This window comes from Thiohalobacter sp. IOR34, from assembly GCF_030406045.1.
Classification (GTDB): domain Bacteria; phylum Pseudomonadota; class Gammaproteobacteria; order Thiohalobacterales; family Thiohalobacteraceae.
The window spans coordinates 2,364,353-2,379,133 of sequence record NZ_CP128988.1 but is presented as its reverse complement, the minus strand read 5'-3'; the positions used below and the strand labels follow the sequence as shown (position 1 = coordinate 2,379,133).

General features: G+C 70.8%; 14 protein-coding genes. All 14 read left to right on the top strand.

Going from position 1 to position 14,781, the window contains the following annotated elements; translation table 11 throughout:
* Positions 1–25: 25 nt before the first annotated feature.
* The 14 genes from mraZ (at position 26) to QVG61_RS10915 (ending at position 14,781) form a co-directional block, all read left to right on the top strand.
* Entirely contained in the window at positions 26–478 is a 453-nt protein-coding gene (gene mraZ, locus QVG61_RS10980; RefSeq protein WP_289930681.1) for a division/cell wall cluster transcriptional repressor MraZ, read from the top strand.
* 251 nt (positions 479–729) lie between these two features.
* Entirely contained in the window at positions 730–1,665 is a 936-nt protein-coding gene (gene rsmH / locus QVG61_RS10975) for a 16S rRNA (cytosine(1402)-N(4))-methyltransferase RsmH (RefSeq protein WP_289930680.1), read from the top strand.
* Between the two features lie 29 nt (positions 1,666–1,694).
* A complete protein-coding gene (gene ftsL / locus QVG61_RS10970) occupies positions 1,695–1,925 on the top strand; it encodes a cell division protein FtsL (protein WP_289932771.1) in 231 nt (76 codons plus the stop codon).
* Positions 1,922–3,643, top strand: coding sequence for a penicillin-binding transpeptidase domain-containing protein (locus QVG61_RS10965; RefSeq protein ID WP_289930679.1), 1,722 nt, complete (start codon positions 1,922–1,924; stop codon positions 3,641–3,643). The genes ftsL and QVG61_RS10965 overlap by 4 nt, the downstream gene beginning before the upstream one ends.
* The gene (locus QVG61_RS10960) at positions 3,640–5,166 is read left to right on the top strand and encodes a UDP-N-acetylmuramoyl-L-alanyl-D-glutamate--2,6-diaminopimelate ligase (protein WP_289930678.1); all 1,527 of its coding nucleotides are present in this window, start codon (positions 3,640–3,642) and stop codon (positions 5,164–5,166) included. Before QVG61_RS10965 ends, QVG61_RS10960 begins: the two co-directional genes overlap by 4 nt.
* On the top strand, positions 5,163–6,515 hold the full coding sequence (murF, locus tag QVG61_RS10955; protein ID WP_289930677.1) for a UDP-N-acetylmuramoyl-tripeptide--D-alanyl-D-alanine ligase: 1,353 nt from the start codon (positions 5,163–5,165) through the stop codon (positions 6,513–6,515). The genes QVG61_RS10960 and murF overlap by 4 nt, the downstream gene beginning before the upstream one ends.
* Entirely contained in the window at positions 6,515–7,597 is a 1,083-nt protein-coding gene (mraY, locus tag QVG61_RS10950) for a phospho-N-acetylmuramoyl-pentapeptide-transferase (protein ID WP_289930676.1), read from the top strand. The genes murF and mraY overlap by 1 nt, the downstream gene beginning before the upstream one ends.
* 101 nt (positions 7,598–7,698) lie before the next feature.
* Positions 7,699–9,063 (top strand): UDP-N-acetylmuramoyl-L-alanine--D-glutamate ligase, encoded by a 1,365-nt coding sequence (gene murD / locus QVG61_RS10945; protein ID WP_289930675.1) that lies wholly within the window; start codon positions 7,699–7,701, stop codon positions 9,061–9,063.
* Positions 9,060–10,256 (top strand): putative lipid II flippase FtsW, encoded by a 1,197-nt coding sequence (gene ftsW / locus QVG61_RS10940; protein WP_289930674.1) that lies wholly within the window; start codon positions 9,060–9,062, stop codon positions 10,254–10,256. The genes murD and ftsW overlap by 4 nt, the downstream gene beginning before the upstream one ends.
* Positions 10,253–11,341 (top strand): undecaprenyldiphospho-muramoylpentapeptide beta-N-acetylglucosaminyltransferase, encoded by a 1,089-nt coding sequence (gene murG, locus QVG61_RS10935; protein ID WP_289930673.1) that lies wholly within the window; start codon positions 10,253–10,255, stop codon positions 11,339–11,341. Before ftsW ends, murG begins: the two co-directional genes overlap by 4 nt.
* The gene (murC, locus tag QVG61_RS10930; RefSeq protein WP_289930672.1) at positions 11,338–12,789 is read left to right on the top strand and encodes a UDP-N-acetylmuramate--L-alanine ligase; all 1,452 of its coding nucleotides are present in this window, start codon (positions 11,338–11,340) and stop codon (positions 12,787–12,789) included. The genes murG and murC overlap by 4 nt, the downstream gene beginning before the upstream one ends.
* The gene (locus QVG61_RS10925; protein WP_289930671.1) at positions 12,786–12,944 is read left to right on the top strand and encodes a hypothetical protein; all 159 of its coding nucleotides are present in this window, start codon (positions 12,786–12,788) and stop codon (positions 12,942–12,944) included. Before murC ends, QVG61_RS10925 begins: the two co-directional genes overlap by 4 nt.
* On the top strand, positions 12,941–13,852 hold the full coding sequence (murB, locus tag QVG61_RS10920; protein WP_289930670.1) for a UDP-N-acetylmuramate dehydrogenase: 912 nt from the start codon (positions 12,941–12,943) through the stop codon (positions 13,850–13,852). The genes QVG61_RS10925 and murB overlap by 4 nt, the downstream gene beginning before the upstream one ends.
* Positions 13,849–14,781 carry a D-alanine--D-alanine ligase gene (locus QVG61_RS10915; RefSeq protein WP_289930669.1) on the top strand — a complete coding sequence of 311 codons (933 nt, stop codon included), beginning with the start codon at positions 13,849–13,851 and terminating at the stop codon, positions 14,779–14,781. Before murB ends, QVG61_RS10915 begins: the two co-directional genes overlap by 4 nt.

The following is a 14,781-nucleotide window of genomic DNA, read 5'->3' as shown; positions in this document are numbered from 1 at the left end:
AAAAAAGTGGGGTTTGGGGGGAGTTTTGTTCCGAGGGGTCAACACCGTCAACCTGGACAGCAAGGGCCGCATGGCCCTGCCGACCCGCTATCGCGGCGTGCTGGCCGAGTGCTGCGACAGTCACCTGGTCGTGACCGTCCATGAAGACGGCTGTCTGATGCTCTACCCCTTGCCGGAGTGGGAGGAGGTCGAGCACAAGCTGATCCGCCTTCCCAACCAGAACCGACAGGCGCGCCGTCTGCAGCGCATGCTGCTCGGGCATGCCACTGAACTCGACATGGACGGTCATGGCCGCATCCTCCTGCCGCAGCGGCTGCGCGACTTCGCCAAGCTGGAGAAGCGCGTCGTCCTGAGCGGTCTGGGCAAGAAGTTCGAGATCTGGAACGAGGAGGCCTGGGACCGGAGCTGTGAGGAATGGCGTTCGGAGGAGCAGCCGGAGGGCGAGATCCCCGAGGCGCTGGATGCGCTGACCCTCTAGCCCGGATATTGCACCAAGGCGGCGCGCATGATCGGAGTGCAGACTGACATACAAGGCCGGGAGGCTCGCAAATGGTCCCTCACTGCGGGGTACGGTTTGTGCCTATTCGATTTCAGGACGCATCTGGCTGCGCATCCTGGCCGATCGCCCTTGAACCATGGCTACGGCCATGCTTCTGCGGGTGATCGACCAAGCTGCTTTGCCAGCTCCGCCCTGAGAATCGAATCCTTGATGCAATATCCGGGCTAGTGATGACCGCAGCGGCTGCGCATCGTCCGGTACTTCTGCAGGAGGCGCTGGACGCCCTGGCCGTGCGGCCCGGGGGGCTGTACCTCGACGGCACCTTCGGTCGTGGCGGACATGCCGCGGCGATCCTCGAACGGCTCGGCCCAGAGGGCCGGCTGTATGCGATGGACAAGGATCCTGACGCGGTGCAGGCGGCGCGGGAGCGCTTCGGGCACGATGCCCGATTCCATATCGAGCGAGGCAGTTTTGCCATGTTGGGACAGCTGGCGGACAGGTTCGGTATCCGGGGCAGGGTCGACGGCATCCTCTTCGACCTCGGCGTCTCCTCGCCGCAGCTGGACGATGCCCGTCGGGGGTTCAGCTTCCTGCGCGATGGCCCCCTCGACATGCGCATGGATCCGCAGGCCGGCGAGAGCGCGGCCGAGTGGCTGAACCGCGCCAGCGAGGCCGAGATCGCCGAGGTGCTGTGGCGCTACGGCGAGGAGCGCTTCAGCCGGCGCATCGCCCGGGCCATCGTCGCCGCGCGCCGCGAGCGGCCCATCGAGAGCACCGCGCGGCTGGCGGAGATCGTGGCTGGCGCGGTGCCTGGGCGCGAGCGCCACAAGCATCCGGCGACGCGCAGCTTCCAGGCGATCCGCATCCACGTCAACCGCGAGCTGGCCGATCTCGAGGCCGGTCTGGCGGCGGCGGTCGATGTGCTGGCGCCCGGTGGGCGGCTGGCGGTGATCAGCTTCCACTCGCTGGAGGATCGGCTGGTGAAACGTTTCCTGCGCCGTGAGGCGCAGGGCCCGGAGCTGCCGCGTGATCTGCCGGTGACCGGCGAACGGGCTGCTGGCCGGCTGCGGCTGATCGGCAAGGCGATCCGCCCCGGCAAGGCGGAGCTGGAGGCCAACCCGCGGGCGCGCAGCGCGGTGCTGCGGGTGGCGGAGCGCCGGGCGTGAGGCCGCTGCTGATCGCGGCCCTGATGCTGATGGTGATCGGCTCGGCGATCGGCGTGGTCTATGCCAAGCACCGCAGTCGCACGCTGTTCGTCGAGCTGCAGGGGCTGCAGGCGGAGCGCGATGCATTGAATATCGAATGGGGGCAGTTGCAGTTGGAGCAGAGTACCTGGGCGACCCACGGGCGGATCGAGGATCTGGCCCGTAGCCGCCTGGGAATGGTGATTCCGGCCCCCGAACAGGTGGTGATCGTCCGACCATGACGCAGAACGAACAGAGCCCGGATTTCCCGCGTCGCCGCTGGCTGCTGCTGGGCGCCTTTGCGCTGGCCTTCGGGGTTCTCGCCTGGCGCGCCCTGGACCTGCAGATCATCCACCAGGGCTTTCTCCAGGATCAGGGCGATGCCCGGCACCTGCGGGTGGTCAGCCTGCCGGCCCACCGTGGCATGATCCTCGACCGCAACGGCGAGCCGCTGGCGGTCAGCACCCCGGTGGACAGCGTCTGGGCCAATCCCCAGCTGCTGGTGCCAGCACGCGACTACCTGCCGCCCCTGGCGCGGCTGCTGGGACTGGACGTCGACCGTCTGCAGCGCCTGCTGGCGGCGCGGGCCGACCGGGAATTCGTCTACCTGCGGCGCCATGTGACACCGACCGTCGCCGCCCAGGTGCGTGCCCTCGATGCACCGGGGGTCTCACTGCAGCGCGAGTATCACCGCTACTATCCGGACGGTGAGGTCAATGCCCATCTGCTCGGCTTCACCGACATCGACGATGCCGGCCAGGAGGGGCTGGAGCTGGCCTATGACGACTGGCTGCGCGGCACGCCGGGCGCCAAGCGGGTGCTGCGCGACGGCCGCCAGCACGTGATCGAGGACGTGGAACGGCTGCGGGCGCCGCGTCCCGGCAAGGACCTGCGGCTGTCCATCGACCGGCGCATCCAGTACCTGGCCTACCGCGAGCTGAAGGCGGCGGTACGCCGGCACCGGGCCCGCTCGGGGTCGGTGGTGGTGTTGGACGTGCGCAGCGGCGAGGTGCTGGCGATGGTCAACCAGCCGTCCTTCAACCCCAACAACCGGCGCCACCTGAAGCCGGCGCAAATCCGCAACCGTGCCCTGACCGACGTCTTCGAGCCGGGCTCGACCATGAAGCCCTTCACCATTGCCGTGGCCCTGGCCAGCGGGCGCTACCGGCCGGACACCCCGGTCGATACCCGTCCCGGGCTGTTCCAGGTCGGGGTCAACACGGTGCGCGACGTGCACAACTATGGCCGGCTCGACGTCACCGGCGTGATCCGCAAGTCGAGCAACGTCGGTGCCGCCAAGATCGCCCTGTCCCTGCCCCGGGAACGGCTCTGGCAGCTGTACAGCGATCTCGGCTTCGGCCAGCTCACCGCCAGCGGTTTCCCCGGCGAGGCCAGCGGCCTGCTGGCCCACCACCGACGCTGGCATGACATCGAGCAGGCCACCATGGCCTTCGGCTACGGGCTGTCGGTGACCCCGCTGCAGCTCGCCAAGGCCTATGCGGTGCTGGCCGCCGACGGATGGCAGCGGCCGGTCTCGCTGCTGCGGGTCGAGCAGGCACCGGCCGGCCGGCGTCTGCTGCCCGCCAGTGTCGCCCGCCAGGTGCGGGCCATGCTGGAGGAGGCCGTGGGGCCCGAGGGCACCGGTCAGGCGGCCCGGGTGCAGGGTTACCGGGTGGCCGGCAAGACCGGCACGGTGCACAAGGCCACCGCCGGTGGCTATGCCGAACACCGCTATTACGCGGTGTTCGCCGGTCTGGCACCGGCCAGCCGGCCGCGGCTGGTCACGGTGGTGATGATCAACGAGCCCTCCAATGGCGACTACTACGGCGGCAAGGTCGCCGCGCCCGTCTTCTCCCGGGTCATGGCGGGTGCGCTGCGGTTGCTGAACGTGCCACCCGACGACCTGGGGGATGCGGATGCGCTGCGCCAGGCGGCGCTGCGCGAAGGGGGCCCGGCATGATGACCGCGCCGCGCCTGGAACCGGGCATGCGTCTCGGCGAGCTGCTACAGGGGCTCGCCGAGGTGCCGCCGGCCGTCGATCTGGAGATCCGCGGCCTGGCCCTGGACAGCCGTCGCCTGGCGCCGGGTGATCTGTTTCTGGCTCTCTCCGGGACCCGGCAGCATGGCCTGGAGTTCGCTGCCGAGGCCCAGGTGGCGGGGGCCGCCGCGGTGGCCTGGGAGCCGGACGCCGATCTGGATGCCGGGGCCCCGGTGCTGCGCGAGCTGGGGCTGCCGGCCGTCGCCGTGCCCGAGCTCGGAGCCAGGCTGGGCGAGATCGCGTCGCGTTTTCATGGCCGGCCCTCCGAGGCCCTGTTCCTGGTCGGGGTCACCGGCACCGACGGCAAGACCTCCTGCAGCCATTTCATCGCCCAGGCCCTGCACCAGGTCGGGGCGCCCTGTGGCCTGATCGGTACCCTGGGCTACGGCCTGTACGGCGCCCTCGAGCCCGGCGCCCATACCACGCCCGATGCCGTCACCCTGCAGGCCGAGCTGGCCGCCATCCGTGACCGGGGCGCCACGGCCGCGGTGATGGAGGTGTCCTCCCATGCCCTGGCCCAGGCACGCACCGGCGCGGTGGCCTTCGACGTCGCGGTGCTTACCCATCTGGGGCGTGACCACCTCGACTACCATGGCAGCCTGGAGGCCTATGCCGCTGCCAAGCGGCGCCTGTTCGAGAGCCCGGGACTGGGCGCCGCGGTTCTGAATGCCGACGATGCCCTGGGGCGCGAACTGCTGGCCGGGCTGCCCGGCGACGCCGAGCCGGTGGCCTACGGTCTCGGCCCCCTGGCCCGCCAGGGGGGCGGCCGCTGGTTGCAGGCCGAGGCGCTGCGTGCCACCGGGATGGGCCTGGAGATAGAGATCCGCAGCAGCTGGGGCGAGGGGACGCTCGCCAGCCGTCTGCTCGGCCGTTTCAATGCCAGCAACCTGCTGGCCGCGCTCGGCGTGCTGCTGCTGCGCGGGCTCGATTTCGACACCGCCCTGGAACGGCTGGCGCAGGTGCGCACCGTTCCCGGCCGCATGGAGGCCTTCGGTGGTGGTGAACAGCCGCTGGTGGTGGTCGACTATGCCCATACACCGCGTGCCCTGGAGGCCGTGCTGGGTGCCCTGCGCGAGCATTGCCGTGGCCGGCTCTGGTGCGTGTTCGGTGCCGGCGGCGATCGCGATCGCGGCAAGCGCCCGCTGATGGGCGCCATCGCCGAGCGCTGTGCCGACCGGGTGCTGCTCACCGACGACAACCCCCGCCGCGAGGATCCCGAGCAGATCCTGGCCGAGATCCTCGCCGGCATGCGTGCGCCGCAGGCGGTGCAGGTCGAGCGCCGGCGCGGCCTGGCCATCGCCCGCGCCCTGGAGGCGGCCGGGCCTGGTGACGTGGTGCTGGTGGCCGGCAAGGGTCACGAGGATTTTCAGCTGGTGGGCGATGCGCGCATCCCCTTCAGCGACCGGGCCGAGGTCCGGCGTCTGCTGCAGGAGCGCGGGTCATGATGTCCATGCAGCTCTCCGAGGCCGCCGGGCTGCTCGGTGCCGACCTCGTCGGGGCCGATGTGCGTTTCGCCGGGGTCAGCACCGACAGCCGGAGCCTGGAACCCGGCAACCTGTTCGTGGCCCTGGTCGGCGAGCGCTTCGATGGTCATGCCTATCTGCAGCAGGCCGCCGAGCGAGGGGCCGCGGCGGCGGCCGTCTCACGCGAGCTGAACCCCGTGCTGCCGCTGCTGCGGGTGGCGGATACCCGCCGCGCGCTGGGCGAACTGGCCGGACACTGGCGGCGGCGCTTCGATCTGCCGCTGGTGGCCGTCACCGGCAGCAACGGCAAGACCACGGTCAAGGAGATGACTGCGGCCATCCTTGGCGTCGGGCGGCGGGTGCTGGCCACGCGGGGCAATCTGAACAATGACATCGGCGTGCCCCTGACCCTGTTTCGGCTGGATGGGCGGCATCAGGCGGCGGTGATCGAGATGGGCGCCAACCATCCGGGCGAGATCGCCCTCCTGACCGGGATCGCCGCGCCCAGCGTGGCGCTGATCACCAACGCCGCGCCGGCACACCTGGCCGGCTTCGGCGATCTGGCCGGGGTGGCCGAGGCCAAGGGGGAGATCTTCGCCGGTCTGGGACCGCACGGCGTGGCGGTGATCAATGCCGACGATCGCTTCGCTCCGCGCTGGCGGGCGCTGGCCGCCGGCCACGAGATCCTCGACTTCGGCCTGGAGGCGCCGGCCGCGGTCAGCGCCGACTGGCGGCCTGTGGAGGCCGGCAGCGAGCTGCGCCTGCGCACGCCGCAGGGTCGGGTCGAGCTGCGGCTGCCGCTGCCGGGGCGGCACAACGTGATGAATGCCCTGGCCGCCACCGCGGCGGCCCTGGCCGCCGGGGCCGGGCTCGATGAGGTGCAGCAGGGTCTGTCCGGCTTGCGAGCGGTCGCTGGCCGGCTGCGCTTCCTGGCCGGTCGCCAGGGCGCGCGGCTGATCGACGACAGCTACAACGCCAATCCCGCCTCGCTGGGCGCGGCGCTGGAGGTGCTGCGGGCCCAGCCGGGCGAGCACTGGCTGGTGCTGGGCGAGATGGGCGAACTGGGCGGCGATGCCCGCGCCCTGCACGCCGAGGCCGGCCGCCAGGCGCGGGCCAGCGGGGTCAGCCGGCTGTTCGGGCTGGGTCCCCTGGCTGCGGAGGCGGTACGGGCCTTTGGTGCCGGTGCCCGGATGTACGATGCACTCGATGCCCTGCTGGAGGATCTGGGCGCGGCGCTGGACCCCGACAAGACGGTGCTGGTCAAGGGGTCGCGCAGCATGCGCATGGAACGGGTGGTCGAGGCGCTGGCCGCCGAGGGGGGGAGTGACTGATGCTGCTCTGGCTCGCCGAGTATCTCACCCAGTATCACAGCGGCTTCAACGTCTTCCAGTACCTGACGCTGCGCGCCATCCTCGGCGTGCTGACCGCGCTGCTGATCTCCTTCCTGGTGGGGCCGGCGATGATCCGCCGCCTGAGCCGCTACCAGATCGGCCAGCAGGTGCGTGACGACGGCCCCGAGTCGCATCTGACCAAGGCCGGCACACCGACCATGGGCGGGGCGCTGATCCTGGTGGCCATCGCCCTCTCGACCCTGCTCTGGGCCGATCTCGGCAACCGCTACGTCTGGGTGGTGCTGCTCACCACCCTGGCCTTCGGCATCATCGGCTGGGTCGACGACTACAAGAAGCTGGTGCTGAAGAACAGCAAGGGACTGGCCGCGCGCTGGAAGTATTTCTGGCAGTCGGCGGTGGCCCTCGGTGTCGCCGTCTACCTCTATCTCAGCGCCCAGTCGCCGGCCGAGCTGCAGCTGATCGTGCCCTTCTTCAAGAACATCGCCATCGACCTCGGCTGGGGCTATGTGCTGCTGACCTATTTCGTCATCGTCGGTTCCAGCAATGCGGTCAACCTGACCGACGGCCTGGATGGCCTGGCCATCCTGCCGACGGTGATGGTGGCCGGGGCGCTGGCGGTGTTCGCCTATGCCTCGGGCAACGTCAGGTTTGCCGAGTACCTGTCCATTCCCTACATCCGCAATGTCGGCGAGGTGGTGGTCTTCGCCGGCGCCATCGTCGGCGCCGGGCTGGGTTTCCTCTGGTTCAACGCCTATCCGGCGCAGGTATTCATGGGCGACGTCGGTGCCCTGGCGCTGGGCGCGGCGCTGGGCATCATCGCCGTGCTGGTCCGTCAGGAGCTGGTCTATTTCGTGATGGGCGGGGTGTTCGTGATGGAGACCGTGTCGGTCATCCTGCAGGTGGCCTCGTTCAAGCTCACCGGGCGGCGCATCTTCCGCATGGCGCCGCTGCATCATCACTTCGAGCTGAAGGGCTGGCCCGAACCCAGGGTCATTGTGCGCTTCTGGATCATCACCGTGATCCTGGTGCTGGTCGGCCTGGCGACCTTGAAGATTCGCTGAGGGGACGAGGATGGACGTACGTTATCAGATGAAGATCGTGGGGCTGACCTTCCTGGTCATGTCCGTGTTCTGGCTGCTGGTCTGAGGGATAGCAGCGGGCGATGGAGACAGGGGCAGCGATGCACGCCGGACGCAACGCGGGACGCAAGGTGCTGGTGGTCGGCCTGGGCCGCACCGGTCTGTCCTGTGCGCGCTTCCTGGCCCGTCACGGCATGCAGGTGGCGGTGACCGACACGGCCGAGAACCCGGCGGGGCTGGCCGAGCTGCAGCGTGAGCTGCCGGAGGTGGCATTGTTCCTTGGTCGCTTCGATGCCGACGCCTTCCGCCATGCCGAGCAGATCCTGGTCAGCCCCGGCGTCTCGCTGCGCCATCCGCTGATCGAGGAGGCGCGCAGCCGCGGCGTCGAGGTGATCGGCGACATCGAACTGTTCGCGCGCCACGTCGATGCGCCGGTAGTGGCCATCACCGGCTCCAATGGCAAGAGCACGGTGACTACCCTGGTCTACGACATGGCGCGCCGCGCCGGTCGCCGGGTACGGATGGGTGGCAACATCGGCATCCCGGCCCTCGACCTGCTCGATGCCGGCGAGGTCGATCTGTTCGTGCTGGAGCTGTCCAGCTTCCAGCTGGAGACGCTGCACAGCCTGCAGCCGGCGGCCGCAGTGGTGCTCAACGTCAGTCCCGACCACATGGACCGCTACAGCGGGCTCGACGAATACGCCGCCGCCAAGGCGCGCATCTACCGCAACGCCGGGTTGCAGGTGGTCAACCTGGACGATCCGGCCGCCGCCCGGCTGGCCGATCCCAACCGGCCGCAGCTCGGCTTCCGTCTGGGCACGCCGGTGGATGAGGGCTATGGCCTGCGCCGGCATGAGGGATGCGAGTTCATCGCCCGCGGCGAGGAACTGCTGCTGCCGGTCGACGCGGTGCGCATGGCGGGGCGGCACAATCTCGCCAACGCCCTCGCGGCGCTGGCCCTGGGCGAGGTGCTGGGACTGCCAGCCGAGCCCATGCTGGCTGCCCTGCGCGAGTTCGGCGGTCTGCCGCACCGTACCCAGTGGCTGGCAGCGGCGGAGGGCGTCGACTGGTACAACGATTCCAAGGCCACCAACGTCGGTGCCACCCTGGCGGCCATCTCCGGCTTCGAGGAACGCCCGCTGGTACTGATCATGGGCGGGCAGGGCAAGGGCGCGGACTTCTCGCCGCTGCGCGAGGCGGTCTGTGGGCGGGCCCGGGCGGTGGTGCTGCTCGGCGAGGATGCGGCCGAGATCGAGGCGGCGCTCGGCGGCTGCGTGCCGGTGCAGCGGGTGGCGGACATGCGCCAGGCGGTCGAGACCGCCGCCCGCCTGGCCCGGCCGGGCGACGCCGTGCTGCTCTCCCCGGCCTGTGCCAGCTTCGACATGTTCGAAGGGTACGAGGACCGCGGCCGGCGTTTCGCCGAGGCGCTGCAGGAGTTCCTGGCATGAGCGTCGCCGCGCTTCCCGCCCGCAGCCTGCGCTGTCCGCAGTTCGATCTCGGCCTGCTCGCTGCCGCCGCGGTGCTGGCCAGTCTCGGCCTGGTGATGGTGGCCTCGGCCTCGATCAGCATCGCCGACCGCGAAACCGGCCAGCCGTTCTTCTTCATCGTCCGCCAGGCGCTGTATCTGCTGGTCGGCATCCTGCTCGGCATGGCGGCCTTTCGCCTGCGTCTGGCGGTCTGGTCGCGGGCCGGGATGGTGGCCCTGTTCCTGGCCCTCGGCCTGCTGCTGCTGGTGCTGGTGCCGGGGGTGGGCAAGACCATCAACGGCAGTACCCGCTGGGTCGGTTTCGGTCCTTTCAACCTGCAGGTCTCGGAACCGGCCAAGCTGCTGGTGCTGATCTACCTCTCCGGCTACCTGGTGCGCCGCGCCGGCGAGGTGCGGGAACAGGTCAGCGGTTTCCTCAAGCCGATGGCGGTGCTGGGACTGGTCTGCATACTGCTGCTGGCCGAGCCGGACTTCGGTGCCACAGTGGTGTTGCTGGCCACCGCGCTGACGCTGATGTTCCTGGCCGGGGTGCGCTGGTGGCAGTTCGCCATCCTGCTGGCCGTCGCCGCAGGTCTGATGGCCCTGCTGGCGGTGACCTCGCCCTACCGCATGGCGCGCCTTACCACCTTCCTCAATCCCTGGGCCGACCCCTTCGACAGCGGTTTCCAGCTCACCCAGTCGCTGATCGCCATCGGTCGCGGCGAATGGTTCGGGGTGGGGCTGGGCGCCGGCGTGCAGAAGCTGTTCTACCTGCCGGAGGCGCACACCGACTTCGTGTTCGCGGTGCTGGCCGAGGAGCTTGGCCTGCTCGGGGTGCTGCTGGTGATCGGCCTCTATGCCTTCTTCGTCTATCGGGCCTTTGCCATCGCCCGTACCGCGCAGCTGGCCAACGAACCCTTCGCCGGCTATCTCGCCTACGGCATCGGCACCTGGATCGGCCTGCAGGCCTTCATCAACATGGGCGTCAACATGGGGCTGCTGCCGACCAAGGGGCTGACCCTGCCGCTGCTCAGCTACGGTGGCTCCAGCCTGGTGGTGATGTGCATCGCCGTGGCCCTGCTGCTGCGCATCGATTACGAGACCCGCTGTTCGGTGTATACCCTGACGGCGGACAGGACACGCGCCCGCAAGCGGCGTGGCGGGGTGCGCCGATGAGCCGGCGGCCGATCCTGATCATGGCCGGCGGCACTGGCGGCCACGTGTTCCCGGCCCTGGCGGTGGCCGCCGAGCTGCGTCGCGCCGGCGTTGCCGTCGCCTGGCTCGGCACTCGCCGTGGCCTGGAGGCGCGGCTGGTGCCCGCGGCCGGCTACCCCATGGCCTGGATCCGCGTCAGCGGCCTGCGCGGCAAGGGGCTCGGCCGGCGGCTGGTGGCCCCCTTCATGCTCGCCCTGGCGCTGCTGCAGTCGCTCTGGGTGATGCTCCGCTTGCGGCCGCGCGCGGTGCTCGGCATGGGTGGCTTCGTCACCGGGCCGGGCGGGGTCATGGCCTGGCTGACCCGCCGGCCGCTGCTGATCCATGAACAGAATTCGGTCGCCGGCCTGACCAACCGTCTGCTGGCGCCCCTGGCGCGGCGGGTCATGGAGGGCTTCCCGGACAGCCTGCCGGCAAGGTATCAGCCGATCCATACCGGCAACCCGGTGCGAGCCGAGATCGCCGCCCTGCCAGCGCCGGAGGCGCGCTTCGCCGGTCGCCACGGTCGCCTGCGGCTGCTGGTCCTCGGTGGCAGCCTGGGGGCCCAGGCGCTGAACGAGGTGCTGCCCCGGGCGCTGGCCGCCCTGACGCCGGGCAGCCGCCCCGAGGTGCGCCACCAGAGTGGCGAGCGCAACCTGGAGGCGGCTCGTGCTGCCTATGCCGCGGCCGGGGTCGAGGCCGAGCTGCTGCCCTTCATCGACGACATGGCCGCGGCCTACGGCTGGGCCGACCTGGTGCTCTGCCGCGCCGGTGCCCTGACCGTCGCCGAGCTGACGGCGGCCGGGGTCGGTGCCCTGCTGGTGCCCTATCCCCATGCCGTCGACGATCACCAGACCGGCAATGCCCGCTACCTGGAACGGGCCGGCGCCGGCCTGCTGCTGCCGCAGGCGGAACTGGATGCCGACCGCCTGGCCGCACTGCTGGACGAGCTGGGCGCCGACCGCGAGCGGCTGCTGGCCATGGCCCGCGCCGCCCGTGCCCTGGCCCGGCCCGACGCGGCGCGGCGCGTGGCGGAGCTGTGCCTGATCGAGGCGGGAGGTGGCGCATGATCGAGCGGCGGATCGAGGATCAGGACCGGACGACCGGCATGGGCCGGGTACGCCGTGTGCATTTCGTCGGCATCGGCGGCGTCGGCATGGGCGGTATCGCCGAGGTGCTGCTCAATCTGGGCTACGAGGTGCAGGGCTCGGACCTGCGCGACAATGCCGTGACCCGGCGGCTCGCGGGGCTGGGGGCACGGATCTTCACCGGCCACAGCGCCGGGCAGGTGAGCGGCTGTGACGTGGTGGTGGTGTCCAGCGCGGTCGCCAGCGACAACCCGGAGGTGGTCGCGGCCCATGCGGCGCGGATCCCCGTGGTGCCGCGCGCCGAGATGCTGGCCGAGCTGATGCGCTTCCGCTACGGCATCGCCGTGGCTGGCACCCACGGCAAGACGACCACCACCAGCCTGATCGCCAGCCTGCTGGCGGAAGGCGGGCTGGACCCGACCTTCGTCATCGGTGGCCGGCTGAACAGCGCCGCCAGCCATGCCCGGCTGGGGGCCGGCACCTATCTGGTCGCCGAGGCCGATGAGAGCGATGCTTCCTTCCTCTACCTGCAACCGATGCTGGCGGTGGTGACCAACATCGATGCCGATCACCTGGAGACCTACCAGGGCGACTTCGGCCGCCTGCGCCAGACCTTCGTCGAGTTCCTCCATCACCTGCCGTTCTACGGCCTGGCCGTGGTCTGCCTCGACGATCCCGGGGTGCGCGAGATCCTGACCGAGATCAGCCGGCCGGTGCGCAGCTATGCCATCGACGAGCCGAGCGCCGACCTGCGGGTCAGCGGGCTGCGCCAGCGCGGGTTGCAGATGCACTTCCAGGTGCACCGCGCCGGCCATGACCCGCTGCAGGTGACCCTCAATCTGCCCGGCCGGCACAACGTGCAGAACGCCCTGGCCGCCATTGCCGTGGCCACCGAGCTGGGGGTGGACGATGCCGCCATCCAGCGCGCCCTGGCCGGCTTCGCCGGCATCGGCCGCCGCTTCCAGATGTATGGCGAGGTCGAGAGCCCTGCCGGGCCGGTGCTGCTGATCGATGATTACGGCCACCACCCCAGCGAGATTGCCGCCACCCTGGAGGCGATCCGCAGCGGCTGGCCGGAGCGGCGTCTGGTGCTGGCCTTCCAGCCGCATCGCTACAGCCGCACCCGCGACCTGTTCGAGGACTTCGCCCGCGTCCTGTCGGGCGTCGACGTGCTGCTGCTGACCGAGGTCTATCCTGCCGGCGAGGCGCCCATCGCCGGTGCCGACGGCCGCGCCCTGTGCCGCGCCATCCGTGCCCGCGGCCAGGTCGACCCGATCTTCGTCGAGGGCGTGGCCGAGCTGCCCGAGGCGCTGGCGGGGGTGCTCGCCCCCGGCGATTTGCTGCTGACCCTGGGTGCCGGCGACATCGGCACGGCGCCCAACCTGTTGCTGGAACACTGGTCCGCTTGCGGCCGGGAGGACGAGGCATGAGTCACACGCGAAGCCGTCCGCGGCTGCACATGGGCTGCGGTGAATCCCTGCACAGCCGCCTCTCGCAACGGCTGCCCGCCGCTCCGGCCGGCGAGGCGCTGCCGGCGCCGCGGCGCAAGACCCAGCCCTCGGCCAAGGCGAGGACGCGGACATGATGGCTGCTCCGGCAGATCGCCCGCTGCGCGGCATCCTGCGCCACGACGAGCCCATGGCCCGTCATACCAGCTGGCGGGTCGGCGGACCGGCCAGGCTCTGGTACCAGCCGGCCGACCTCGAGGATCTGGCGGTCTTCCTGCGCAGCCTGCCCGCGGAGGAGCGGCTGGTCTGGGTGGGGCTGGGCAGCAATCTGCTGGTGCGCGACGGCGGCATCGACGCCGTGGTGATTGCGCCCTTCGGCGGGCTGGATGCCCTGCAGATGCTCGACGACGGGTTGATCCGCGCCGAGGCCGGCGTGGCCTGCAACAAGGTGGCGCGTTTTGCCGCCCGCCACGGCCTGGTGGGGGCGGAATTCCTGGCCGGCATCCCGGGCAGCATGGGCGGCGCGCTGGCCATGAACGCCGGCGCCTTCGGCGGCGAGACCTGGCGGCTGGTCGCCGCGGTGGAGACCATCGACCGCCACGGCGAGCGGCGCACCCGCCTGCCGGCGGACTTCGAGGTCGGTTACCGCGAGGTCAGCGGTCCGGCCGGCGAGTGGTTCGTGGCTGCCCACTTGCGCCTGGAGGCGGGTGACGTGGAAGGCGCCCAGGCGCGGATCCGTGCCCTGCTCGAGCGCCGCGCCGCGAGCCAGCCGATCGGCGAGCCGAGCTGCGGCTCGGTGTTCCGCAATCCCCCGGGCGACCATGCGGCGCGGCTGATCGAGGCCTGTGGACTGAAGGGGCGCTGCATCGGTGCGGCCTGCGTGTCGCAGCGGCATGCCAATTTCATCATCAACACCGGCGGGGCGCGGGCGGCGGATATCGAGGCGCTGATCGTCCTGGTGCAGGCCGAGGTCGAGCGCTGCCAGGGCGTGCGCCTGGAGCCCGAGGTGAGGATTCTCGGCGTGGCCGGGGGAGCGGGCGGATGAACGGCCAGGCGGCGGACTTCGGCAGAGTGGCCGTGCTCATGGGCGGATGTTCCGCCGAGCGCGAGATCTCCCTGAAGAGCGGTAACGCGGTGCTCGAGGCCCTGCGCCGCCGGGGGATCGATGCCCAGGGTCTGGATGCCGCCAACGAGGGCCTGCTGGCCGAGCTGCAGCAGGGCGGCTACGCGCGGGCCTTCATCGCCCTGCACGGTCGCGGCGGCGAGGACGGCGTGATCCAGGGCGCCCTGCAAACCCTGGGTCTGCCCTATACCGGCAGCGGGGTGCTCGGCTCGGCCCTGGGCATGGACAAGCTGCGCAGCAAGCAGGTCTGGCAGGCGGCCGGTCTGCCGACGCCGCCCTTCGTGGTGGCCGAGGCGGTGGACGAGCTGGCGCGGGTGGCCGACGAGCTGGGCTTTCCGGTGATGGTCAAGCCTGCCCGCGAGGGATCGAGCATCGGCATGAGCCGGGTCGACTCGGCCGCGGCACTGCCGGCGGCCTGGGAACAGGCACGTGCCTACGATTCCTGTGTGCTGATCGAACGCTGGATCGAGGGTGAGGAATACACGGTGGCGCTGCTGGCCGGCGAGGCCCTGCCACTGATCCGGCTGGAGACGCCCCGCGAGTATTACGACTACGCCGCCAAGTACGAGGCCGACAGTACCCGCTACCACTGCCCCTGCGGCCTGCCGGCGGACCAGGAGACGGCGCTGCAGGGCCTGGCGCTGGCGGCCTTCGCGGCGGTCGATGCCCGGGGCTGGGGACGGGTGGATCTGCTGCTCGATGCGGCCGGCGCGCCCTGGCTGATCGAGGTCAACACCGTGCCCGGCATGACCGATCACAGCCTGGTGCCGATGGCGGCGCGGGCGGCGGGTATCGAATTCGACGAGCTGGTGTTGCGCATCCTCGACACCAGCCGACAGGGGGTGGCCTGA

What these genes read in the sequence shown, in the direction of transcription:
- rsmH (WP_289930680.1), top strand. Translation starts at nt 730, where the DNA reads ATGACCGCAGCGGCTGCGCATCGTCCGGTACTTCTGCAGGAGGCGCTG.
- ftsL (WP_289932771.1), top strand. Translation starts at nt 1,695, where the DNA reads ATGGTGATCGGCTCGGCGATCGGCGTGGTCTATGCCAAGCACCGCAGT.
- QVG61_RS10965 (WP_289930679.1), top strand. Translation starts at nt 1,922, where the DNA reads ATGACGCAGAACGAACAGAGCCCGGATTTCCCGCGTCGCCGCTGGCTG.
- QVG61_RS10960 (WP_289930678.1), top strand. Translation starts at nt 3,640, where the DNA reads ATGATGACCGCGCCGCGCCTGGAACCGGGCATGCGTCTCGGCGAGCTG.
- murF (WP_289930677.1), top strand. Translation starts at nt 5,163, where the DNA reads ATGATGTCCATGCAGCTCTCCGAGGCCGCCGGGCTGCTCGGTGCCGAC.
- mraY (WP_289930676.1), top strand. Translation starts at nt 6,515, where the DNA reads ATGCTGCTCTGGCTCGCCGAGTATCTCACCCAGTATCACAGCGGCTTC.
- murD (WP_289930675.1), top strand. Translation starts at nt 7,699, where the DNA reads ATGGAGACAGGGGCAGCGATGCACGCCGGACGCAACGCGGGACGCAAG.
- ftsW (WP_289930674.1), top strand. Translation starts at nt 9,060, where the DNA reads ATGAGCGTCGCCGCGCTTCCCGCCCGCAGCCTGCGCTGTCCGCAGTTC.
- murG (WP_289930673.1), top strand. Translation starts at nt 10,253, where the DNA reads ATGAGCCGGCGGCCGATCCTGATCATGGCCGGCGGCACTGGCGGCCAC.
- murC (WP_289930672.1), top strand. Translation starts at nt 11,338, where the DNA reads ATGATCGAGCGGCGGATCGAGGATCAGGACCGGACGACCGGCATGGGC.
- QVG61_RS10925 (WP_289930671.1), top strand. Translation starts at nt 12,786, where the DNA reads ATGAGTCACACGCGAAGCCGTCCGCGGCTGCACATGGGCTGCGGTGAA.
- murB (WP_289930670.1), top strand. Translation starts at nt 12,941, where the DNA reads ATGATGGCTGCTCCGGCAGATCGCCCGCTGCGCGGCATCCTGCGCCAC.
- QVG61_RS10915 (WP_289930669.1), top strand. Translation starts at nt 13,849, where the DNA reads ATGAACGGCCAGGCGGCGGACTTCGGCAGAGTGGCCGTGCTCATGGGC.